Source organism: Kutzneria buriramensis, assembly GCF_003387475.1.
Taxonomy (GTDB): Bacteria; Actinomycetota; Actinomycetes; order Mycobacteriales; family Pseudonocardiaceae; genus Kutzneria; species Kutzneria buriramensis.
The window spans coordinates 290,896-313,058 of the sequence record NZ_QUNO01000007.1; the positions used below are offsets into that span (position 1 = coordinate 290,896).

At 68.5% G+C, this 22,163-nt stretch carries 18 protein-coding genes and 1 pseudogene; 12 read left to right on the top strand and 7 right to left on the bottom strand.

The annotated features are described in order from the left end of the window. Positions 1-419: 419 nt before the first annotated feature. From BCF44_RS59225 to BCF44_RS22090, 4 genes and pseudogenes are all read left to right on the top strand, one after another. Positions 420-863 (top strand): annotated as a pseudogene (locus BCF44_RS59225) (amino acid permease); the annotation flags it as partial. A 61-nt stretch (positions 864-924) separates the two neighbouring features. Continuing rightward, positions 925-1,953, top strand: coding sequence for an APC family permease (locus BCF44_RS22080; protein WP_211353152.1), 1,029 nt, complete (start codon positions 925-927; stop codon positions 1,951-1,953). A gap of 658 nt (positions 1,954-2,611) precedes the next feature. Then, a complete protein-coding gene (locus BCF44_RS22085) occupies positions 2,612-4,453 on the top strand; it encodes an MFS transporter (protein WP_170217671.1) in 1,842 nt (613 codons plus the stop codon). Between the two features lie 16 nt (positions 4,454-4,469). Continuing rightward, positions 4,470-5,207 carry a hypothetical protein gene (locus BCF44_RS22090; protein WP_147328580.1) on the top strand — a complete coding sequence of 246 codons (738 nt, stop codon included), beginning with the start codon at positions 4,470-4,472 and terminating at the stop codon, positions 5,205-5,207. 164 nt (positions 5,208-5,371) lie between these two features. Here BCF44_RS22090 and BCF44_RS22095 read toward each other — a convergent pair whose 3' ends face one another. After that, positions 5,372-6,397, bottom strand: a complete 1,026-nt coding sequence (locus BCF44_RS22095; RefSeq protein ID WP_246015395.1) for an alpha/beta hydrolase — start codon at positions 6,395-6,397, stop codon at positions 5,372-5,374. Between the two features lie 279 nt (positions 6,398-6,676). Between BCF44_RS22095 and BCF44_RS22100 the strand changes: the two genes are divergently transcribed. Next, complete coding sequence (locus tag BCF44_RS22100) at positions 6,677-7,465, top strand: SAM-dependent methyltransferase (protein ID WP_281283139.1); 789 nt, start codon at positions 6,677-6,679, stop codon at positions 7,463-7,465. 270 nt (positions 7,466-7,735) lie between these two features. Here the strand turns inward: BCF44_RS22100 and BCF44_RS22105 are convergent, their stop codons facing one another. The 5 genes from BCF44_RS22105 to BCF44_RS22130 all read right to left on the bottom strand — a co-directional run bounded on the left by BCF44_RS22105 (position 7,736) and on the right by BCF44_RS22130 (position 13,047). Beyond that, complete coding sequence (locus BCF44_RS22105; RefSeq protein ID WP_116176250.1) at positions 7,736-9,043, bottom strand: FAD-dependent oxidoreductase; 1,308 nt, start codon at positions 9,041-9,043, stop codon at positions 7,736-7,738. 1 nt (position 9,044) lies between these two features. Further along, positions 9,045-9,599, bottom strand: a complete 555-nt coding sequence (locus BCF44_RS22110; RefSeq protein WP_116176251.1) for a PadR family transcriptional regulator — start codon at positions 9,597-9,599, stop codon at positions 9,045-9,047. Positions 9,600-10,067: 468 nt separating this feature from the next. After that, the gene (locus BCF44_RS22115) at positions 10,068-10,610 is read right to left on the bottom strand and encodes a TetR family transcriptional regulator (RefSeq protein ID WP_116176252.1); all 543 of its coding nucleotides are present in this window, start codon (positions 10,608-10,610) and stop codon (positions 10,068-10,070) included. Then, entirely contained in the window at positions 10,607-11,599 is a 993-nt protein-coding gene (locus BCF44_RS22120; RefSeq protein ID WP_211353153.1) for an NADP-dependent oxidoreductase, read from the bottom strand. The genes BCF44_RS22115 and BCF44_RS22120 overlap by 4 nt, the downstream gene beginning before the upstream one ends. Before the next feature lie 701 nt (positions 11,600-12,300). Further along, complete coding sequence (locus BCF44_RS22130) at positions 12,301-13,047, bottom strand: methyltransferase domain-containing protein (protein WP_246015397.1); 747 nt, start codon at positions 13,045-13,047, stop codon at positions 12,301-12,303. A gap of 1,462 nt (positions 13,048-14,509) precedes the next feature. Between BCF44_RS22130 and BCF44_RS22135 the strand changes: the two genes are divergently transcribed. After that, a complete protein-coding gene (locus BCF44_RS22135; RefSeq protein ID WP_170217673.1) occupies positions 14,510-14,881 on the top strand; it encodes a hypothetical protein in 372 nt (123 codons plus the stop codon). A 488-nt stretch (positions 14,882-15,369) separates the two neighbouring features. Then, positions 15,370-15,741 (top strand): ArsR/SmtB family transcription factor, encoded by a 372-nt coding sequence (locus BCF44_RS22140; protein WP_116176463.1) that lies wholly within the window; start codon positions 15,370-15,372, stop codon positions 15,739-15,741. Between the two features lie 638 nt (positions 15,742-16,379). Here the strand turns inward: BCF44_RS22140 and BCF44_RS22145 are convergent. Beyond that, the gene (locus BCF44_RS22145; RefSeq protein WP_116176253.1) at positions 16,380-17,399 is read right to left on the bottom strand and encodes a LacI family DNA-binding transcriptional regulator; all 1,020 of its coding nucleotides are present in this window, start codon (positions 17,397-17,399) and stop codon (positions 16,380-16,382) included. Between the two features lie 181 nt (positions 17,400-17,580). On the opposite strand from BCF44_RS22145, the gene BCF44_RS22150 reads away from it, so the two are divergent. Genes BCF44_RS22150 through BCF44_RS22170 form a run of 5 tightly spaced genes read left to right on the top strand, consistent with a single transcriptional unit; the run spans position 17,581 to position 22,162 of the window. Beyond that, entirely contained in the window at positions 17,581-18,804 is a 1,224-nt protein-coding gene (locus tag BCF44_RS22150; RefSeq protein ID WP_116176254.1) for an amino acid ABC transporter substrate-binding protein, read from the top strand. Positions 18,805-18,808: 4 nt separating this feature from the next. Next, positions 18,809-19,687, top strand: coding sequence for a branched-chain amino acid ABC transporter permease (locus tag BCF44_RS22155; RefSeq protein WP_116176255.1), 879 nt, complete (start codon positions 18,809-18,811; stop codon positions 19,685-19,687). A 2-nt stretch (positions 19,688-19,689) separates the two neighbouring features. After that, entirely contained in the window at positions 19,690-20,691 is a 1,002-nt protein-coding gene (locus BCF44_RS22160; RefSeq protein ID WP_116176256.1) for a branched-chain amino acid ABC transporter permease, read from the top strand. After that, complete coding sequence (locus tag BCF44_RS22165) at positions 20,688-21,419, top strand: ABC transporter ATP-binding protein (protein WP_116176257.1); 732 nt, start codon at positions 20,688-20,690, stop codon at positions 21,417-21,419. The genes BCF44_RS22160 and BCF44_RS22165 overlap by 4 nt, the downstream gene beginning before the upstream one ends. Continuing rightward, positions 21,419-22,162: an ABC transporter ATP-binding protein gene (locus BCF44_RS22170; protein ID WP_170217674.1), complete on the top strand. Its 744-nt coding sequence runs from the start codon at positions 21,419-21,421 to the stop codon at positions 22,160-22,162. Before BCF44_RS22165 ends, BCF44_RS22170 begins: the two co-directional genes overlap by 1 nt. Position 22,163 lies beyond the last annotated feature (1 nt).

Below are 22,163 nucleotides of genomic sequence, written 5' to 3' on the forward strand. Positions count from 1 at the left end.
GGTGGTGCCCGCGTCCATCACCCCGCCGCGACCGCCCTCCACGATCGCGGCGTCGAGCCTGCGCAATGTCCTGGCAGGGGTCAGCCCCGGCCGCGACCAGCGCGGCGGCGTTGTCCGGGCGGTTCGCGGCCACTGCACGCCACAGCGCGGTACGCCAGTCCGCCGCCGCGTCCACGTCGTCCACGTGCCGCGCTGGCTCGGCCACCACCCCCGCCGAGCCGTGTGCCGCATGGGCGCCGACTCGAACTGGCGCGTCGTCGCGCGTCGTGGCCGACGATCTTCCGGGCTTGACCAGGGCGCGAGCGGGCGAGGAAAGTGATCAGGACTGATCAGGCAGCCCGTGCTGACGGACCCGTCCGGCTCGGAGGTGGGGGATCATGGCTGAACACGACACCGCCACCCCACCCGGGCTGGGTGGGATGTGGGACCTTCAACGCGGCCGTCTGCGCCGCGACTTCCATCGGCTCGACGTGCTGTTCTTCCTCGTCTGCACACTGGTCGGCCTGGACACGATCGGGTCCGCCGCGGCGAACGGACCGCAGGGCCTGACCTGGCTGGTCGCGCTGGCCGTGGTCTTCTTCCTGCCGTACGGCCTGATGGTGGCCGAGCTGGGCACGGCCTTTCCGGTCGAAGGCGGCCCGTACGTCTGGACGAAGCTCGCGCTCGGCCGGTTGGTCGCCGCGGTGAACCAGTTCCTGTACTGGTTCTCCAATCCACTGTGGATCGGCGGCTCGCTGTGCATTGTCGCGATCAGCACCTTCGAGGCGTTTTTCGTGCCGCTGCCCGGCGCCTGGAAGTACGTGGCCGGGCTGGTGTTCATCTGGGCCGGCGTGCTGGCGGTGCTGTTGACGGTGCGGGTCGGCAAGTGGCTGCCGACGATCGGCGCCCTGGCGCGTATCGTTCTGCTGGCCTTCTTCGCCGTCCGTGGTGATCTACGCGGTGCGCAACGGCCTGCAGCCCTTGTCGGCGCGGGACTTCACGCCGACCTACGCCGGATTTGTCGGCCTGGTGCCGGTCCTGATCTTCAACTACGTCGGGTTCGAACTGCCCAGCACGGCTTCGGAGGAGATGACCGACGCGCGGCGGGACATCCCGTTCGCGGTGCTCCGGTCCGGTCTCGCGGCATTCCTGCTCTACGGCGGCCCCATCGTGGGGATCCTCCTCGTGCTGCCGGGGAAGGCGATCGGCAGCCTCAGCGGGTTCATCGACGCGGTCAAGGCCGTGTTCACCGTCTACGGCGGCTCGGTGGCCGAGGACGGCACGGTCACGCTGTCCGGCTGGGGCCAGGCGTTGGCTTCGATCGCCGCGGCCGGGCTGATTGTGGGCGTTCTGACCAGCGGTATCACCTGGGCGATGGGCGGCGACCGGGCACAGGCGGTGGCCTGCGCCGACGGCGCCGGTCCGGCGTGGTTCGGTCGGATCTCGCGGCGCTTCGGCACCCCGGTGCGGGTGAACGTGTTCTCCGGCGTGCTCGCCTCGATCGTGATGGCCGTCGCCTTCCTGCTCAGCAACGGTTCCGCCGACAAGTACTTCGCCGCCGGACTCGGCCTGGCCATTTCCACGAACTTCATCTCGTACGTGTTCACGTTCCCGGCGCTGGCCGTGCTGCGCCGCAAGCTGCCGGACGTTCCGCGACCCTATCGCGTGCCAGGGGGCCGGATCGGGGTGCGGATCGTCGCCGGCGTCACCTCGGCAATGGTGCTGTACACCGTGATCGTGCTGATCTGGCCGGGATTCGGGGTCGGCTGGTTCGGGACCGAAGGCGACCCGGCGGCTTCGCTGCCGAAGAGCTTCAGCGGGCAACGCTGGTCGTACACCCTGAGCCAGGTCGTACCGCTTCTGGTGATCGTGGCGCTCGGATTCGCCGCCTACGCGGCAGGTGCTCCCACGCGCCGCGCCGAACGCGAGTCGCTCGCCGCAGCCGTGCCGACAACGGGCCAGTCGAGTTCCTGAAACCACGGCTTGGCGCGCCGCGGGCAGACCGGAGACGGGATCGCTGCTGGCGGCACACCGGCCTCGCCGCAACGTATGCCGGGGCATCGGAGCAGTAGTCAGCACAGTCAACCCATGCCGTGCTGGCACCCGAGCGGTCCGGCGCGGCCGGCGACCCAGATCGGCATGGCGGCGGTGTGGACGGAGATGAAGGTGACCCGGAGGCCTCCGGGTGCTCCGACACCGGCGCCGACTCCTGCCCTGACGTCGGAGTCGGTCCACCGTCTCGCTGGGTACCTCGAACAACACGGCCGCGCTACTCGTCGCAGACCGTGTCCACCCTCTTCCTGGGACAACAGTGCGAAGTGGACCCCGTGGGGACGCTACTGTCCTACCGAGAAGCAAATGTATCCATTCGCTGCCGCCGTGTCTCGCCGGAACTGTCCCGAACCGGACCCAGAACTGTCGTCGCCAGGCCAATTCCCGGGAAACGTGCCGCGGCAGATGGAGGCACGCCCGGAGGTGGCCACATTTGGCCACGTGGCAAACTCTCACCCCACCGGGGGTATTCGCTACTTGTGACTCCTGATTGTGTGGACCACAATGCCTGGATCGGTTGCACGGCTGCCGAAAATGAGGATGTGTCATGCGCTCGGCCTTGGTCGACATCGTACGAAATGTGAATGAGAAGACCGCGAGGGGATCGTCGGCGGTAACGGCGATGGTGATCGTCGTCGGGTTCGCGTTGACCTCCTGGGTATGGACGTTGTTGGTCCTACCCCAGGTAGCGCTGACAGCCCGGTTCGGAACTGCCGCTCTCGGGCAGGTCATGCTGCTCTCTGCGTCGCTGGCCATGACCATGGTGGGACGGCTGGCCGCCGGCATACTGACCGACCGCTGCGGCGCCCGCGTGATGCTGCCGGCGGTCAGCGTGGCCGCCGCGGTGCCGCTGGCCGTGGTCGGGACCGTGGAGTCGATACCGGCGCAACCCCTGCTTGTGTGCGCGGCCGGAGTCACGGGCACGATGTTCCCGGTCGGGATCGCCGCAGTCGCCCGCGCCTATCCGGTGCGACGACGGGGCCTGGCAGTGGCGACCTGCGGCGCCGCTAGCCTGGGTGGGCTGGTGGTAGGCGCTCTCACCGGGCCGGCGCTGCTCGACGGACGTCGCTTGGTGCTGGTGCTGGCCGTCACGCTGTTGGTCGGATTCGCGATACTGGCTCCGACACTGCTCCGCGACAGGAGCCAGGGCATAGTGGAGCCGGCCTTACGGCGCACGTTCACCAGGACGCTGGGTATTCCGTCGACATGCCGTCTCGTCCTGCTCTACGCAGTCCCGTTCGGCATCATGCTGGCGATCATGCTGTACCTACCGGCCTACTTGAACGTCGAGTACGGGCTGGCCCGGACTCCGAGGGAGGGCCTCACGGTGGGCTGCCTCGCGGTGGCCGCCGTGGCACGCCCGATCGGTGGCTGGCTGGCCGACCGGAACGCCGGCGGACCGACACTGGTGACCTGTTTCGCTGTCGCCGGTGCGTGCGCGCTGGCGCAGGCGTTCCCGCCCCCTTTGCCCTGGGGCGTGCTCACGCTGGGCGGGGCAGCGCTGTGTCTGGGCATGGCGAGCGGGACAGTTCTGGCCCTGATCGGTTCGCTTGCCCCGACGGGCCGGGTGGGCGCGGTGGCGGGAGTGGTCAGCTCCGTCGGCATAGCCGCCGCGCTGGGGCTTCCCGCGCTGATGTTCGCGACCTACGTCCTGGATGGTTCGTTCGGGATCGCCCTGGCCGTCGTGGCGGCGTTGCTGGTGGCCACCGCGGCCGGTGTTCGACGCTGGCGGAGCCTGTTCGGTATGCGCACCGAGTCGGCCGCGGTGGTGACCGCCGCGGGCACGCTGGTCGACGAGTTCGATCCGATCGAATTCCTGCACCGGGTGACCAGTTGGTGCGTGGATCTGCCCGAGATCGATGCCGCCGGCCTGTTGGTGGTCGATCACCACGGACACCTGCGCGCGGTGGCGTCCTCGGCTGAGGAGAACGCGCTGACGCGACTGCTGGAGATCCAGGACGCGCAGAGCCCCGCCCAGGAATGCCTACGCACCAACGCGGCGGTGCACCACGCAGATCTCGCGGCGGCCGCCCGCTGGCCGCATTTCGCCCCGCTGGCCGTACAGGCAGGATTCGGCTCGATGCAGGTGCTGCCGATGCGGCTGCGTGGCCAGACCATCGGCGTGCTCATCCTGCTGAGCAGACAACTCGGGGCGCTCAACCACACCGAGGACACCGTGCAGGCTCTGGTCGATCTGGCCGCCGTTTCCCTGGTGCACGAACACGCGGTGCGTGACCCGAAGCTGTTGCTCACCCAACGCCAGGCACTGTTGCACGGACGCGCGGTCATCGAGCAGGCCAAGGGCGTGCTGGCCGCACGCCTCGGCGTGGACATGGACACCGCCTTCACCCTGCTGCGCGGCCACGGTCGGCCGCTGGTCGACATGGCCCGCTACGCGATCAACGGCCGACCACCGCAGTGAACGGACAAGGACGCGGATGTGGGCAGACCGAGAGCGCAGGGTGGCGGAGGCGATTCGGGAACTGGCCCGCGCGGAGGGCGCGCCGGTCGCCGCCCGTCACGTGTGCCGGGCCTGTTCCAAAGAGATGGCGGCCGGTGGGGTCGCCCTGTACGTCATCGGTGACCTGGGGCTGGGCGAGGTGGTGTTCACCACCGACCCGGTCAGCGGTCTGGTGGCCGAACACGAGGTGACGTTGGGGGAAGGACCCGCCAGCGACGCGGTGGAGCAGGGGCTGCCAGTGCTGGTGCCGGATCTGACCGGCGAGGCCGCGGCGTGCCGTTGGCCGGTGTTCGCGCCGGCAGCGGTGGCCGCGGGCGTTGCCGCCGTGTTCGCTTTCCCTCTCGCGATGGGGCTGGTCACGGTGGGGTCACTGGAGGTCTACCGGGCGACCTGGGGCGACCTGTCGGACGACGAGGTCAACAGCGGTCTGCTGTTCGCCGAAGCGGCCATGCAGTTGCTCGTCGAACGCATCCAGGGCCAGCCCACCATCTGGGCGGACGACCTGTTCGCCAAGGGGTTCAACCCCGACTGGGCGGTGATCCATCAGGCCACGGGAATGGTCTCGATCCACCTCCAGACCGATCTGACATCCGCCTTCCTTCGGCTGCGTGCGCACGCCTACCTCACCGACCGTGCGCTGTCGGACGTCGCCCTCGACGTCGTCACGCAGCGGTTGAAGATCTCCCCGGATTCGGACAACGAAGGCCAGTCGTAGCGCATCTGCTCACCGCCTCCGCATCGACCCTTGGCGCGGCACAGGCGTGCTGACGGCGTGAGGTCTGTCGTCGCCAACCGGGGTGCGGGACGTCGACGATGATCGTCTGGCTCACCTGGTGCCCCTGGAGAGGGCCCGGCCTGTGTGGCCGGGCCCCTTTCTGCTCAGATCCCGACGTACTGGCTCAGCCAGGCGCGGCTGGCATCGCGGTACAGCGAGGCGTTGGCGGCGAGTGCGACCGAGTGCCCGGACCCGGGCAGCACGTATGTCGTCAGCTGGGCCGCAGCGGAGAAGTACGGCGCCTCCTCGTCCTGCAGGGTGCCCGCGTAGGAGCAGTCGCGGAACAGTCCGCAGAAGCCGGTGTCATTCGTGCCGTCAACCAGGAACACCGGCACTGTGATGTTCAGCGAGACCGGGCTGGCCAGCCCCACCCCGATGATGTCGAGCAGGCTGCTCGCGGAGACCTGGTCCTTGGCGTACGCCTCGTCGGCGGAGACGGCGAGAGGGTCCAGGTCGCCAGGGGAGTAGTACATCGTGCCACGGCTGCCGGGCACGGTGGTCAAGTAGCCGGGATCACCGCCGCGCGGGGCTAGTTGCGGGTCCAGTGTCACCGGGTGCAGTCCCAGCGCGACATCGTCGATCACGACGGGGGCGTTGGGCAGGTGGGTCATTCCCGTCAGCAGTACCCCGTCGACGTCGTGGTAGCCGGCGGCCTCGATGATCGAGATAGCCGAACCGGCGGAGTGGCCGACGAGCACGACCTTGCCGAAGTGGACGCCGCCGACGGCGCCGGCGCGCAGGTCGCCCACGACCGCGTGCACAGCGGCGGCCTGCATCGCGCCGGTGATCACGGTGCTCAGCGGCCGGGTGCTCTGCCCGACGCCGATCTCGTCGACGGCGAAGGTGGCCAGCCCGTGGGCGGCCATGTCCTGTTGGTACGAATAGGAGGCGGGCTGGTAGGGCAGATCCCAGTAGGTCCTGTTGTAGGTGGCCCCGTGCAGCAGCAGTTGGACGGTGGGGGATGGGGTGCCGGCGGGCAGGCACAGCTGCCCGTGCATGGTCAGCGGCAGCAGAGGGTTGGTGGACACCGGCAGGTCGTGCTCGGAGCATCGGGCGGGATCGGCCGAAACGGGCGGCGCGGTCGCGAGCAGCGCGCAGCCGGCGACAAGGGACGCCACGAGAGTGGCCAAGGGTCTCAGTCTCATCGGGAAGGTGCCTCCTGGCGGTGTGGAAGCGCGGGCGGCCTGGGACGCTATCCCCGCCCGGCCCCAGCCACACCGGTTCGACACGATCGTGTGAAACACAGCGTGGTTGTAACCGTTCGATCGGCCGACTTCGGCTACCCGAAAGGGGTATTCAGTGCCGCTGAATGGGTTGTGTCGATCACCGTTCGCATCTACGTCCGGTACGGTCGCCCACCTCGGAGAGGTGGCTTTGTGGGTGAGAATGCGTCGAGACCCGTACCCTGGGTGGTCGATCTGAGCAGACCGAGCCCGTCCAGGGTGTACGACTATCTCATCGGTGGGGCCTGCAATTTCGCGGTTGACCGCGAGTGGGCCGAGCGAGCCATCGAGCAGATGCCCTGGCTGCGGGCGGCCGCCCGGTCCAACCGCATGTTTCTGCGGCGTGCGGTGTTCGCCTGCGCCGAGGCCGGCGTCCGCCAGTATCTTGACCTGGGCTCGGGCATCCCGACGGGTGAGAGTGTGCACCAGATGGCCCGGCGGGTGCTGCCCGACAGCCGCGTGGTCTACGTCGACAACGAGGAAGTCGCGGTCGCGCACAGCATGCTGACCCTCGCCGGGATCGCGGGCGTGGGCATTGTGGAGGCCGACATGCGACACGTCGGCGCCGTGCTCAGGGCGCCGGTCACTCGCCGGCTGCTGGACTTCGACGAGCCGATCGGCCTGCTGATGACCGCCTCGCTCTACTACCTGCCGGACGCCGACGAGGTAGCCGCCATGGTGGCCCACTACAAGGCCTTGCTCGCCCCAGGCAGCCACGTCGTGCTCTCGCACGCCACGCTCGACCGACGCCGTCGGGACATGCTCGAGCTCGGTGCGGTGCTCGAGATGACCAAGTCGCTGACCAGCTCCGCGACCGCGCGGTCCCGGGAGTGGATCGCGGCGCTGCTCGACGGCCTGGAAGTGCTCGACCCGGGGCTGGTCTACACGTCCTCCTGGCGCCCGGAATCGTTGCGTCAGGAGGGCGACACCCCGTGGCACGACTCGATGCTGGCGGCGGTGGCACGGAAAGAGTGACCAGCCGGTGACCCGCATCGGCTTCGCGTCCCGTTGATCGACGCGAGAAGACAGGGGAGGTCCTCGCGGTGCGCCACCAACGCACTGTCCTGCAACGGCAGCTCGGCGGCGTCCGCACGCTGTCGCCTCGATCCGTCACCATCGCCGTCGAAAACCTCGCTTGAAGCCAGCTCCACGATTGCCTGGTGACGGAACGAGTGATCCTCATTTCACGCCGCCTCGACGTCGCCGTCTATCGGGCAGGCAACGAAACCGACCGCAGTGTCCAGTTCAGACCGCAGCGGGCAGATCGTCGGTCCACTTCGCGATGAAGCTACCCCGCTTCACTGCTGGCACGGCCCCGCACAACCGCAGCCAGGTCTTCATCCCTTGCCGGGCAAGGACGTTGTCGGACGTGAACCGGTGAGCGAAGGAACACGAGGTGTTCACCGCCTCAAAACCGTAGGCGAGCATCCGCCGCTCGTACTGGCTGACCGCGGCGAGCAGGTCGCACTCGCCCCGGTGCACGGCCTTGATCTGGTGGGCGAGCAGCGCGGCGTCCCGGAGCGCGGTGTTGGCCCCGAGCCCCATGACCGGGGTCATGTTGTGCACGGCGTCGCCGATGAGCGTGACCGGCCCGGTCGGCCAGGCCTGGACCGGCGTCGCGGCCTTGAACTCGATCGCGTGCACGGTGTCCGGGCTGGACTCGGTGATCATCCGGATCAGGTCGGGATGCCAGCCGCGGAGGCAGTCGGCCACGAGACGCTGCAGGGCGGGTCCGGGCATCGTGTCCGCGTCGAGCGGATAGTCGGCGCGCTTGGCCGCGAACGCCCAGAGCACATAGTCCTGCACGTCGTCCAACAGCTCCGCGCCGGTCAGGCCGTACGCGCTCAGGTCGAGGCCGTCGCCGATCGCGTCGGTGGTGCGGCTGCGGCCGTTGAACACGGCGCTGAACAGGAAACTGCCGGCCGGGGGCAGCACGATGTTGAGCCCGCCCTGGATCCGGTTGGGCAGCCAGGCGCGGGTCTCGTCGGTCAGCGCCAGCTGGCCGGCCACGCCCATCTGGCCGGTCAGGACGCGATGGGCCTGCGGCAGCAACTGTGACCGCACCAAGGAGTTGGCGCCGTCCGCACCAATCAGCAGGTCACCGGTGGCGGTCGCACCGTTGGCGAAATGGGCCGTCACGGTGCCGTCCGCGTTCGTCTCGTAGCGCTCGCAGGCGTGTCCGAAGTGGACGTTGTCGGCGATGCCGGCCAGCAGCAGCCGGCGCAGGGCGATCCGGCTGACCGCGCGGTGCTCTCCCGTGCCGCCCGTCATCAGCTCCTGCTCGACGAACAGCATCTCGCGCAAGCGGTGGGTCTGGAAGCTCATTCCCGCGCCCGGATCTCCCGCCGTGGCGGCAAAAGCGTCCCAGAGCGGGGCGGGCAGGCAGCGGCGCAGGGCACGGCAGCCGAAGAGGTTGAGCTGGATCCGGTAGCCCTGCAACCAGTCGGTCGCCTCGTTGTTGCGCTCGTAGACGTGCACGTCCACGTCGGCGGCGGCGAGCGCCTGGGCCATTGCCAGGCCGCCGATCCCACCGCCGATGATCAGAATTCGCATGTCATCGCCCTTCCTCGGGGTTGCTCAGGTCGGCCAGCCGGGCCAGCACACGGTCGTGCCAGGTGATCTCGGCCTGCAGTCGGATGACAACGTGCTCGAACCCGCACTGCTCCAGGCCTCGCAGGTACGGGGCCGCGTGCTCGTGCAGGTGCTGCCAGGACGCGAGTTCGGCGGTCAGCGCGGCCCGCCGGTCCTCGATCAGCGCGCGCAGCTGCGGCTCGTCGAGGTCCTCGGCGTAGGCCAGCGCCAGGTCGACCGGGTCGGGCCGCAGGCCGGTGTCGCTCAGGATGGTGTGGCGCAGCACGGCGAACTCGCGCCGACCCTCGTCGGTGATCGCGTAGACCGTCCGCTCAGGCATGTTGCCGACGCGCTCGGTCCGCACCGCCTCGATCACCCCCTCGGCCGCCATCCGTCGCAGCGCGCCGTACAGCGAGCCCGGTTTGACGTCGGCCCACAGCTCCGTGCGGTCGACCTGCGCCGCGCGCCGGATCTGATGCCCGTGCATCGCGCCGTCCCGCAGCAACGCACCGAGGATGAACAGCCGTACTGCTCCCATATGACTACTCAAACACGACTACATCAATCTAGTCAAACGCGAGTAGTCGCGCCGGTGGCGCTGGTTACGGAAAGCGATCAACCACTCACGCGGCAGTGGTCAGCGGGCGAGGCTCGAAATGGTGTAGCGGGCGGCCAGCGACCACCGGACGCTCGAGAGCTACAACCTCCTGTCGCAGACGTCGCGACGTGGGTGCTTCTCCCGGCGTCCGCCGTGGGGTGTGCTGCAGGGCGATTGCAAGTTCCGGGGTCGTGTGGCTGGTCGGTTGTGACCGGTTGGGGTGCACAACCAGGCAGGCGCGGGCTTCGTGATCATTGTGGTGTCCAAGCCAGATGATCACGAGGTGGCCCGCGCCTGCTGCTGCGTCTTCTCCCGTCCCTGCCGTGCTGGTGAAACCGGGTCCACTGGAGACCGGCGGGATCGCCGAGTTGACATGGTGGATCGGTCACCGAGGGAAGTCCGCGAGTGTCAGGAGCCTCCTCCGGTACCGAGCGCCCGCAGAGCGGCAGCGCGAATCTCTTGGCGGGTGGCGTCGTCGAGTAGGCCTGCGTGCTCCTGCAATGTGGGCACGACGGTCTGAGCGACGGCGAAGGCGGCACGGGCGCGCACGCGGTCGGCCGGCGTTGCCGCCGGACCGGCGAGCAACTCGATGATCCGCCGGCACGCGGCATCGGCGTCGTACTGCGGGATGAGGTCCGCTGTGGAGGGGTCGCTCGCGAAAGCGAGGAACACGGCGCCTGTTTCGGCTGCGCCGTCGATGTAGTCGGTGAGGATCTGTGCCGGGCTCAGCCGCTGTTCCTCGGCTCGCTCGATCAGCCGGGATACGGCCGTGAACGGCGATTCCAGGAGTTCGGCGGCGATACTCTCCTTCGTCTTGAAGTGGTAGAACACCGCCGCCTTGCTGGCACCAGCGGCTGCGGCGATATCGGCGATCGAGGTCGCGGCATACCCCTTGCGCAGGAACAGCTCACGGGCGGCAGCGAGGAGCTCGTCGCGACGGCGCGGAGTCACCGCGGGCCCGCCGACATCGTCAGGACGATCTTGCCCTGGAGGTGCCCGCGTTCCCCGCGCTCATGCGCACCGCGGGCGTCTTCCAGCGGGTAGACACTATCGATGGCGACCGTGAGCGTGCCGGCGTCGAACAGTTTGTTCAGCTCACGCAGGTCCGCCCCGCTGGACTGCACCTGCCCGCCGGCTTTCGCGATACCGCGCCGCGAAAGTTCTCCGGGCGGATAGAACGCAAGGGTGATGGGAACCACACGGCCGCCGTCGACCAGGGCCGGCAACCACCGTCCCGCTTCGAGTCCCCCGATGCTGCCGACACAGTCGATCAGCACGTCCACTGTGCCCGCAGCCGCGACCGGATCCCCGGTGGTGTAGTCGACGAAAGTCTTGACTCCCAAGTCACGTAGGAACTTTTCGTGTCGCCCGGACGCGACCGCGACGACTTCCGCGCCCCGCAGCCGCGCCAGCTGCACCGCAAAGTGGCCGACTCCGCCCGCTGCGCCGACGACAAGCACACGCTGGCCCGGCTGCACCGCGTCATGACGGTGGATCTGCTGCCAGGCGGTGAGCGCCGCCATCGGCACGGCTGCTGCCTCGACATGGCTGAGCCGTTGCGGTTTCGGTGCCAGGTCGGCGACCGGCGCGTTCACGTACTCCGCGTGGGTGCGGCCGTGGCCGCGACCGTCGAAGGGCGGAAAGCGCACCAGGCCGTAGACCTGGTCCCCCACGGAGAACTCGGCGACGTCCGCACCCACGGCAACGACCTCGCCGCAGACGTCCGCGCCGGAAATCGACGGGCGCGCAATCGGGGGCCGGTACTCCGGCGGCAGATCCGCGAACCCGCTGCGGCCCCGCAGATCGGAGGGATTCACCCCCGCGGCATGCACCTCCAGCAACACCTCACCGCTGCCCGGGGCGGGGCGGTCGATCTCCTCCACCCGCACCACCTCCGGGCCGCCGGAGGTGAATACCACCGCTGCTCGCATCGTCTTCATTCCCCCACCACAACCTTCCCGTCCCACCCTCCTGACCGATCGGTCAGGTCTGTCACCGTACGGTCGCGCTGACCGATCGGTCAAGCAGTCAGGCGTGCCCGGCTTCGGCGTCGGTTCGGCAGCAGCGCACCGGGCGACGAGGATCCTGCTGGCTGGTGGCGGGTCACTGCCCATTCGCCGACATGTTGCTGACTGTCGGGACCAAACCTGTCGCCGGCAGAGCAGGCGTCGGCGGCGCTGGCACAGACCGGGCAGGGCAGAGCTTGATCAAGTGCCTTGGGTGCCCGGATCGTTGGTGATGCCCAAGACGGGGAGTGCTCGCCCTGGCTCGTCGCGGATGGCCCGGGTGGCTCTGGCGATGTTGTCGGCTCCGAGGGTTTTCAGCACACCGATGGCGATGTCGCGGAGGGGTCGCCATATGCTTTGAACTGCATGGACGTAGTTTTCGGCACGAAGAGCCGAACTGACGTCGGCTGCGGTCATCGTGCCGCCGCGCTGGGTCCGGCGCTGTCACACGGCCTGGTGCGAGGTCGGTGGACGTATCTGTGGCGTCAGCCCGTGCCTCTGTTGCCGGCGCCTCTGCCGGCACTCACCGACCGCATGCGCGCACCGTATTCACCAAGTACGTCCAGCACTGCAACGGTCGACAGCCGCGTCGTTCTCGCGAACTCCGCCCGCCGCAGTGGACCGCGCCACGCGGTTCAGCCGTTGTCGAGCTTCTTCACTCCCCATGCCTGGAACAGAAACGCCGTGGCCGATGTCTTGAGCAACCGCACCGTCTCGCCTCGGCCGGCCAGCCAGCGCAGCAGGTCGAGCGCGGAAGGCCGCAGACCGGCCAGGGTCAGCTGGACGCCGTGCCTCGCGCATTCACGCACGAGGGCCTTGCGATCCACCAGCAACGTCGGATCGTGGATCCCCCTGGGGATTCCGCCCGGAACCCGTTCCGCCACGGTGATGGCCAGGATCCGGCAGAGCCTGGTCGCTGCCAGGGTGTCGATGACCAGCAACCCTCCGGGGCGGAGTATTCGGCAGCCCTCGCTGACCGCGCCGGCGAGGTCGGGAAGGTGTTCGAGGATCTCGCCGGCCACCACGACATCGGCGCACGAGTCCGGCAGCGGAATCCGCAGCACGTCCGCGCGAACCGCGCACACCCCATGCTGGGCCGCCTGGGCGAGGGCGGGGGCCGAGAGGTCGAAACCCAGATGAAGGTAGCCCTTGTCCACGAGGTGCGGGGCGAGAAGTCCGGCGCCGCAGGCAAGATCGACCAGGAGTGCCCGCGGGCGATCGGCCGGCGGCAACAGATCCGCGCGGGCGGCAGCCAACCAGTGCAGACCGGCCATGGGTCCGTTGGGTTTCCACCACTGGTCGGCCAGGTCGTTGTACTGCTCGGGGTCGTTCCGCGCGCGGACGGGTCCGGTCCAGCGCTTCGGGCGGACGTAGGTTGTCACCTCGCGTCACCTCCAGTCGGTGGATGCCACAGGGCACCAATCTGCATGGAGCCACGTGAGCTATCCAAGTGGTACGTGCCCGCTCCCGCAGCGATCGGCGCTCGATCAGTCCTCCCAAGCTTTCACTGTCCTGAAAGTGGCTTCGTCGCTGCTGGCGTGCCGATGCCCTCGTCCTGACCAATCCGCACGCCCGTCGGCGGGACGACTGAGGAACTCGACGGGATGGCTCGATGGACAAACCCGGCTTCCCGCCCCGTGGTCCACACGGCGTTGCTCGCGACACGCTGACCCTCGCCGTCTCTGAATCTGTCAGTTCGCGACCGAAGCCGTGCGTGGGAGTTTCGACCACGTTCGGCTAGCCGGTGGGCGCATGGAGTCACATTTCCTGGTGCGTCGGTTCCTTCGGCCCGCGGAAAGTGGTCCCTGCCGTCCGCGTCCGTCGAAACCCGGGCTATTTCACTCGAACGGATGACGGTTGGATCGCGACGAGCGTCCAGCCGGCAGAAACGGTCGTTGCCGCGCCGTCCGCCGCGACGCGGGCGACCCTCGGCGCCGGTGTCGCCGCCGAACCTTCGCGTACGTGGAAATCAGCTGGCAGTGCGCCGGGAACCGGTTTCTTTCGCGTGGCTTGGGCGCTTCTCCGGCGGCGCTCGGCACATCGACGGGTCTCGACGGCTGTGCTAGGTTTCGCGCAACTAAGCAGTTGCAAAGTTCTTTAAGTCGGAAGGCGTTCGGGCGACGGCCTCGGCGGTGCCCGCGCGCCGCCGAGGGTAAGGAGGTGGAGGGCCGGGCGAATCGGCGGCCGTGTCGCGGGACGGCATCGGATCCGTCGACGGCGCACCGTTGATCGAGCGGAAGAATCGGTTGTTTCTGGGCTGTCGCCGAGCGGGCGACGGCGCAAAACGGGCTGCCCGCCCCGTTCGGGTGTTGCGGCTCTGTTTGGCGACGCCTTCTTTGTTTGTTTCGCCGATTCTGCGCGTCCGGCGCTCACTTGAATGTGTGCGCGCGGGCTTTGTGCTCCCTTTCGGAATGGTTCACTCGATAGTGTGGCCGGCGAAGGGGAAGTAACGTTGCCGGCGACTCTCCCGATGACGAATGGCGACGATATCGGGATTATTGGGAAGTGTTCGCCGGGCTGTTGTCGCCGGTGTGCGACGGTCGTTGCGGTGATCAAGTCGGTGACGTGTGGAGTGAAGGCGCGGCCATGTAAGGCGCGGCCATGTCCGGATGGTGTCGGTGAAAGGTGGCGCAATGAAGTTCGAACTGCGCCCGCGTTCGTCGAACGCGGCCTCCGCGATGTGGTGTCGGCGCGGGGCCGGGCTTTCCCAGTCGCCGCCGACTGTCCGGAGTGGACGGTGCGGTACGGACGCTTGTCCTGTGCAGTTGGGTCAGTACGAGGTCGAGGCGCGCGTGTCAGGCGGCGCGTCCTCGTTCGTCAGTTGATGTGAGGAAGGGACGCGTTGTGAACATCGATACGGCGTTGAAGGAATGCATGTCCATCGCCGGCGCTGTGGGTGTCGCGTTGGTGGACTACGAGAGCGGGATGTCGCTCGGCACCAGCGGTGGCGGTGACTGGCTGAACCTCGAGCTCGCGGCGGCCGGCAACACCGAGGTCGTCAGGTCCAAGCTTCGGGTGATGGGCGCGCTGTCGCTCAAGGACACCATCGAGGACATTCTCATCACGCTTCACCGTCAGTACCACCTGATTAGGCTGATCGACTCCGTGAAGGCGAAGAGCTCGCTGTTCCTGTACCTGGTGCTGGAGCGGGAGAACTCGAACCTGGCCCTGGCCAGGCACCAACTCAAGCGCGTCGAGGCCGACCTGTACGTGTAGGCGGCCGACGGCGTCGCGGGCGCTGAATTCCGCGCCGACGATTCGACCGGCGATTCGGCATTCTCTGGTCCGTGCGGGTGTGGCCGCCGCGCGGGCGATGGTTCTGGCACGTTGTCGACAATGTGCCAGAACCATTCGAGAAGCGCCTCCCTGGCCGGGTCGAGTGCGGGACGGGCACGCCGTGCCGCGGGCGCGGTTCTCGGTGGTTCTCCGGTCGCCGGAACGGGACGACGGTGGCCTGGTCGAGCGGGGCGGGTCGCGGGCTGACTGAAGGGAAGCCGAAGATGAGTGGCACTGCGCGGGCCGGGACCGGCGGCCGGAGAATCCGAATTCACCGCTGCGGCCCGGCGGCCCGCGTAACACCGGCAATTCGGTTACGCCTTGCTAAGCTCTGCAACTGTGGATCTCGTCGGGAGCAGATGTGTTCGGTCCTTCGGCCGTGGGTCGAGGAAGGGCCGCGGCGTGACGACGAGGGCGGGGTGGTCCGCGTGAGCAGGCCGCTGTACCAGCTGAAGGCCGAGTTCTTCAAGACGTTGGGGCATCCGGCGCGGATCCGGGTGCTGGAGCTGCTCAGCCAGCGCGAGCACGCGGTGGGCGAGATGTTGCACGAGGTCGGCATAGAGGCGGCCAACCTCTCCCAGCAGCTGGCGGTGCTGCGGCGGGCAGGCCTCGTGGTGACCCGCAAAGAAGGCTCGAACGTCTACTACTCGCTGACCAGTCCGGAGGTGGCCGAGCTGCTCGCGGTGGCCCGGTCGATCCTGACCGGTGTGCTGTCCGGACAGATCGAACTCCTCGAAGACCTCCGCACGGTGACCGGGCGGCGTGCCGGCGCGGAAGGCGCGGGGCTGAGCCGAGGCTGATTGACGCCGGCCGTGGCGCTTCCGTGGTCGGCCTCCGTCGACGGTCCGGGGCCGAGCGTCGGCTCTCAAGCAGTTGCAAAGGGTCAACTGCGCAGAATGTAAATGCCGGTGGCTGGTGGGACGGAGCCGGGGTCGTTGCGGGAGTCCGTGACCACGTCCCCTTGACCCCCAGTTGCCGCCCGAACGGTGCTCTGACCTGCGGAAGCGGAGAATCTGCTGCGTGCTGTGGGTTCGCTGCCGTCGGATGATGGGGGATTCACGCTGTTGAGGTAGGCACGTCGCTCCTGTCTCGCTCCTGCAACCGGCGACCACTCGATGACCGGCAGCAACGCTGGACCGTGCGCAAGTTCAAGGCCTGCGGGCCTTTGCGGACCTGAGTCTTCGCCGGAGTCGTCAACGAGTGCCGAGATGTGGCCTGAGGTGCAGCGACGACTTTTCGAGCCCCACACGGTCCGCCGGCGCTCGTGATCGCGTCGACCCTGGTCGCGTTGGGGCGCAGCCGTTCCACTGACCTTCACGTGGCACGGGTCCACAGACTCGACGACCCCATCGCGCTTGGCGCACAAAGCGGCCCCGCGCGGATCGCGCGTGCCGTCCTTCGTCCGCCGGGATCGCACGCCGAAGTCGCTTGTCCCGGATCACCTTGCGGCCCGAGCAGTCGTTCCACGGTGCATGAACTCCACCGGCAGCAGAACCTTGGCGCCCAGTTCGGGTTCGGTGCCGCCTAGCCAGCCGAGCAGCGTGCGGGCCGCCAGCGCACCCATCTTGTTCAGTGGCACCCGGACGGTGGTGAACGCCGGTGTCAGCCTGCGCATGAAGTCGACGTCGTTGTAGCCGGTGATCGAGACGTCACGCGGGCATTCGATGCCCCGTGCCGTCAGGGCCTCCAGCGCGCCGATGGCGAGCAGGTCGTTGCCGGCGACAATAGCCGTGAAGGAAAAGCCTTGCGCCAGCACGGTGTTGACGGCGGCGGCGCCAGCCTGCTCGGTGAACGACGAGCAGTTGACGACCGCGCGCGCAGTCGGCAACCGCCGCGCCCGCATGGCCTGCCGGAATGCGCTCGCCCGTTCGCGGCCGGTCGACGTGTCGGCGGGGCCCGCGAGGTGCAGGATCGACCGGTGGCCGAGCTGTTTCAGGTGATCGACGCACAGGTCGATGCCGTGCCGGTCGTCGGTGCCGAAGTACGGGAACGAGCAGCTCTGATTGCGGCGGTTGACGAGCACGGTTGGCACCGCGGCGGCGGCCAGCTCGTCGAGCACCGGGTCCTGCCACCGAGCGGTCGCGACGATGAACCCGTCGACGCCGCCAGCCCGCATCGCGGCGACCTGTGAACGCTCACGGCCGGGATCGTTGTTGGTGTCGGTGAGTACCAGGGTGTAGCCGGCCTCCACGAGCACCTGCTCAGCGCCGCGGACGATGTACGGGAACAGCGGGTTGGTGATGTCCGGGACGACCAGTGCGACAACAAGCGATCGAGACGTCCGCAACCCTCGCGCGACAGTGTTGGGAAGGTAGCCGAGAAGGTGCGCGGCCCGCTCGACCCGTCGGACCGTCTGCCGGCTCACCTCGCCGCGCGCGTTCGGGTTGAGCGCGCGAGACGCCGTGCCAGGATGCACACCGGCCTCCCTGGCGACGTCGACCAGGCGAACCCTGTTCACATCGGTAGGATAACCCCGTCACCAGGCACAATCGATTGCGTCGGCCGATTGGCGACGTTGTTCCTTGTGAACAAAGGATTTGCTCCGTACACGTCTTGACACGACCCGTGGTCGGGTGGACGCTTCCCACAATCGATTGTGGGCTTGATGGCGTGCCTCCGATGCCCGGGGAGGGCGGACGATGAGCAAGCGCAACGGCACGGTCGCGGTCGTGACGGCCGCGCTTCTCCTGACTACGGGATGTTCCTCGCCCGGCGGCTCGGCCTCCGGTGACGCGGGGGCGCCGCTGGTGATCGGCGCGTCGGTCTCGCTGACCGGCGACTTCTCCGACTCCGGCAAGGCTGTGCAGCGCGGGTACCAGCTGTGGGCGGACACGGTCAACGCCGCCGGCGGGATCCTCGGCCGCGCGGTGCAGCTGAAGATCGTCGACGACGCGTCCAGTCCGACGCAGGTCGTGACCAACTACCAGAACCTGATCAACAAGGACCGGGTGGACCTCACCTTCGGACCGTTCTCGACGCTGCTCACGATCCCGGCGTCCCAGGTGGCCAAGCGCTACGGCTACGCCTTCCTGGCACCGGCCGGCGGCGGGCCGAAGATGTTCGAGCAGAACCTGGACAACTACTTCTTCGTGCAGCCGGCGCCGACCGTGCAGTCCGGCGACGTGTTCGTCAACTACGTGCTGAGCCTGCCCGCCGACCGGCGTCCCAAGACCGCCGCGTACGCCGAGCTGGACGACCCGTTCGCCGCGCCGCTGGCCGAGAACGTCCGGCAGAAGCTCGAGGCCGCCGGCGTGCGCACCGTCTACAAGCAGGTGTACCCGTCGGAGACGATGGACCTGTCGCCGATGATGGGCGCGATCGCCGCGCTGCGCCCGGACGCAATCATCGCCGGCACCCAGAACGAGGACGCGTACTCGCAGGTGAAGAGCCTGGTGCAGTTGAAGTTCAGCCCCAGCGTCCTGTTCCAGTCCAACGGGGCCAACTCGCCGATGGAGTTCCCGGACAAGGTCGGCGCCGGCAACACCGAGGGCATCCTGTCGCCCGCGGACTGGTTCCCCGGCTCCAAGGCGCCCGGCAGCGCCGACTTCACCGCCGCGTACATCAAGAAGTACGGCGGCACCGCGCAGAGCATCGACGATAGCAGCGCCGAGGCGTACGCGGTCGGCCAGGTGATCTCCGCCGTCGCCGCCCGGACGAACAAGATCGACAACAAGACGATCATCAGCTCGCTGCACGCCGGCAGCTGGCCGACCCTGCTCGGCACTCTGTCGTGGTCGGCCAACGGCGCGCCGAGCGGCGAGTTCAACCTGGTGCAGTGGCAGAAGGGCAAGCTGCTGCCGGTGTTCCCCGCGTCGGTCGCGCAGGCCTCGCCGGAGGCGCCCAAACCGGCCTGGGGCGGGTGAGGCGGTGCACGCTGTGGTCCAGGGCGTCATCCTCGGTGTGCTCACCGCGGGCGTGTACGCGCTGATGGCGTCCGGGCAGACCCTGATCTTCGGCATCATGCGCGTGGTCAACATGGCGCAGGGTGCGATGGTCATTCTCGGCGCCTACCTGTCCTACCAGCTGTTCACGTCGTTCGGCGTCGATCCGTTCCTCGCGATCCCGGCGACCACGGCGGTCATGTTCACGGTCGGCGTCGCGGTGCAGCTGATCTTCCTGCGCCCACTGCACCAGGACGACCGGACCCAGCTGAGCGTGCTGGTGACGTTCGCGGTCGCGCTGCTGCTGGAGGGCGTGATGAGCGTCCTGTGGAGCACCTCGGACCGCAGCATCAACACCGGCTACGTGAATGCGAGCTGGACCGTGCTCGGCTACCAGATCTCGCTGGTGCGACTGTGGGCGTTCCTGCTTTCGCTTGTCGCACTGGGACTTCTGCACGTGCTGCTCAGGCGGACCCGGTTCGGTCGCGCGGTGCGGGCCAGCGTGCAGAATCCGGAGTCGGCGCGGCTGCTCGGTGTCGACGCCGACCGGATCGCCGCGATCGGCTTCGGGCTCGGCGCCGCGACCGCGGCCGCCGCCGGCTCCGTGTACGGCCTGCTGTACCCGTTCAACTCCGGCAGCCACTACGACCTGATCTCCCAGCTGCTGTCCATCGTGGTGCTCGGCGGTCTGGGCAGCATCGGCGGCGCGGTCGTCGGATCGCTGGTCATCTCGGTGTCCACGGCGGTCGTCGCGTCGGCCTTCTCGCCGATCTGGGCCCCGATGACCTTCTTCGTCGTGCTGCTGTCGGTGCTGCTGATCCGGCCGCGCGGCCTGTTCGGCACGGCCGCCCGAGGGGCGCTGTGAGGATGCGGCGCGGCGTCGGACCGGTCCGCGCCGCGGTGTTCTTCCTGGTGCTGGCCGTGGCGCCCACTTTCGGTCTCGCGCACTGGCTACTCACGATGCTGGTGTTCACGCTGATGTTCGCCGTCATGGCCAGCGCGTGGAATCTGCTCGGCGGATTCACCGGTTACCCCTCGCTCGGGCACGTCGCTTTCTTCGGCATCGGCGCCTACGCGGTGGTGTTGTGGTTCCAGCACCACGACATCAGCTCCGGCTACGAGCCGTTCCTCCTGCTGCCGGCGATCGGGCTCGGCGTGGCGCTGGTCGGCCTGCCCATCGCCGCGATCGCGATGCGCACCCGGGCCGACGTGTTCGCGATCGTCACCATCACGCTGCTGTTCGTCGGCCAGACCCTGGCGTTCAACCTGCGCGACATCACCGGCGGCGCGCAGGGGGCCTCGATCGTGCCGGCGCCGTTTCCCGCCGACAGTTACGAGATTCCCTTCTACGACGCGCTTGTTGTGCTGTTGGCCGTGTCGATGGGACTGACGTGGGCGACGATGAGGTCCAAGGTCGGCCTGTCGCTGGCGGCCGTTCGCATGGACGAGGACAAGGCCGCCGGCATCGGCGTGCGGGTGCAGACGGTCAAGTTGCTGGCGTTCTGCGTCAGCGTCGGTCTGACCGCGATGATCGGCGGGATCTGGGCGTACTACGAGGGGTTCATCTATCCGCAGTTCGCGTTCGACCCGTTGATCAGCGTCGCGATGGTGCTGATGACGTTCCTCGGCGGCCGGGCGACACTGTGGGGACCTGTGCTCGGCGCGTTCATCCTGGAGCTGGCCCAGCAGTACTTCGCGTACAGCCTCGGCGGCAGCCGGTTCTATCTCATCGCGTACGCGCTGGTCTTCCTGGTCGTGATTCTCGTGATGCCACGCGGAATCCTGCCGTCCGTTCGGGATCGGCTGTGGCGGCGAGGGCGGCGGCGCATCGTGGACGCGCAGCTGCCGGCGGGGGACGGTCCGCTGTGACACCGTTGCTGGAGGTGGACGGCGTCTCGCGCAGCTTCGGCTCCGTGCCGGCGCTGGTGAACGCGTCGCTGACCGTCGAGCGGAACTCGATCACGGCGCTGATCGGGCCCAACGGCTCCGGCAAGACCACACTGTTCAACGTCATCACCGGAAATCTGCGCGCCGACACCGGCCGCGTTCGCTTCGACGGTCACGACGTCACCACCGCCCGCCCGGCCGCGCTGTACCGGCGTGGCCTGTCGCGGACGTACCAGCAGGCCAGGGTGTTCAGCCAGCTCACTGTCGAGGAGAATCTCGTCGTCGCCGGCGGCTTCGGACTGGCGCAGCTGTTCGGCCGCCGCGTGAACCGCCGGGACCGACAGCGAGCGACCGAGCTGATCGACGAGTTCCGCCTCGGCCGCGTCGCGGACCTGCCGGCGGCCGAACTGTCCTACGGGCAGCGAAAGCTGCTCGAGTTCGCGGCCGTCCTGATGAGCTCGCCGACCCTGATCCTGCTGGACGAGCCGACCGCCGGCGTCAACCCCGTCCTGATCGAGACGATGGAACACCACATCCGCCGCCTGCACGCGGCCGGCATCACCTTCCTCATCGTCGAGCACGACATGAACGTCGTCATGCGGCTGTGCGACCCGGTTGTCGTCCTCGACCAGGGCCGCGAGATCTTCACCGGGCCTCCCGACGCCGTACGGGAGCACCCTGCGGTCCTCGACGCGTACCTGGGGGCGTGATGGTCGATCCGATTCTCACGCTGCGTTCGGTGGTCGCCGGTTACGGCGCGGGCGACATCCTCAAGGGGGTCGATCTCGACGTGCGACCCGCCACCGTGACGTGCCTGATCGGCCCGAACGGCGCCGGCAAGAGCACCGTTCTGCGCTGCGTCAGCGGTTTGCTCCGTCCGAGCAGGGGCAGCGTCGTCTTCCGCGACGAAATGATCGACCGGCTCAGCCCCCGTCAGCGGCTCGATCGCGGCATCGTGCACGTGCCGCAGGAACGCAGCCTGTTCCCGGCCATGACCGTCTGGGACAACCTGCTGATGGGTGGCTACACGATCAGGGATCGCAAGCGACTCCGGGAACGGGTCGAGCACGTGGCCGAGGCGTTCCCGGTCTGTGTGCGGCGCGCGCGCGATGATGCCGGATCCCTGTCCGGCGGCGAGCAGAAGCAGGTCGAGCTGGCCCGCACCCTGGTGCTCGACCCGAGCCTGGTGTTGCTGGACGAGCCGTCCATCGGTCTGGATCCCAGGTCCCGTCAGCAGGTCTTCGGCAGCATCCGCGGCCTGGCCGACCGGGGTGTCGCCGTGCTGCTGGTGGAACAGAACGCCCGCAGCGGCCTCGCGGCGTCCGATGTCGGAGCCGTGCTGGAGACCGGTGTGGTCCGACTCGTCGACAGCGGCGCCAGCCTGCTGGCCAATCCCGAGGTCGCGCGGCTCTATCTCGGCGGCCTCACGCGTACGACCACGGGAGAGACATGAG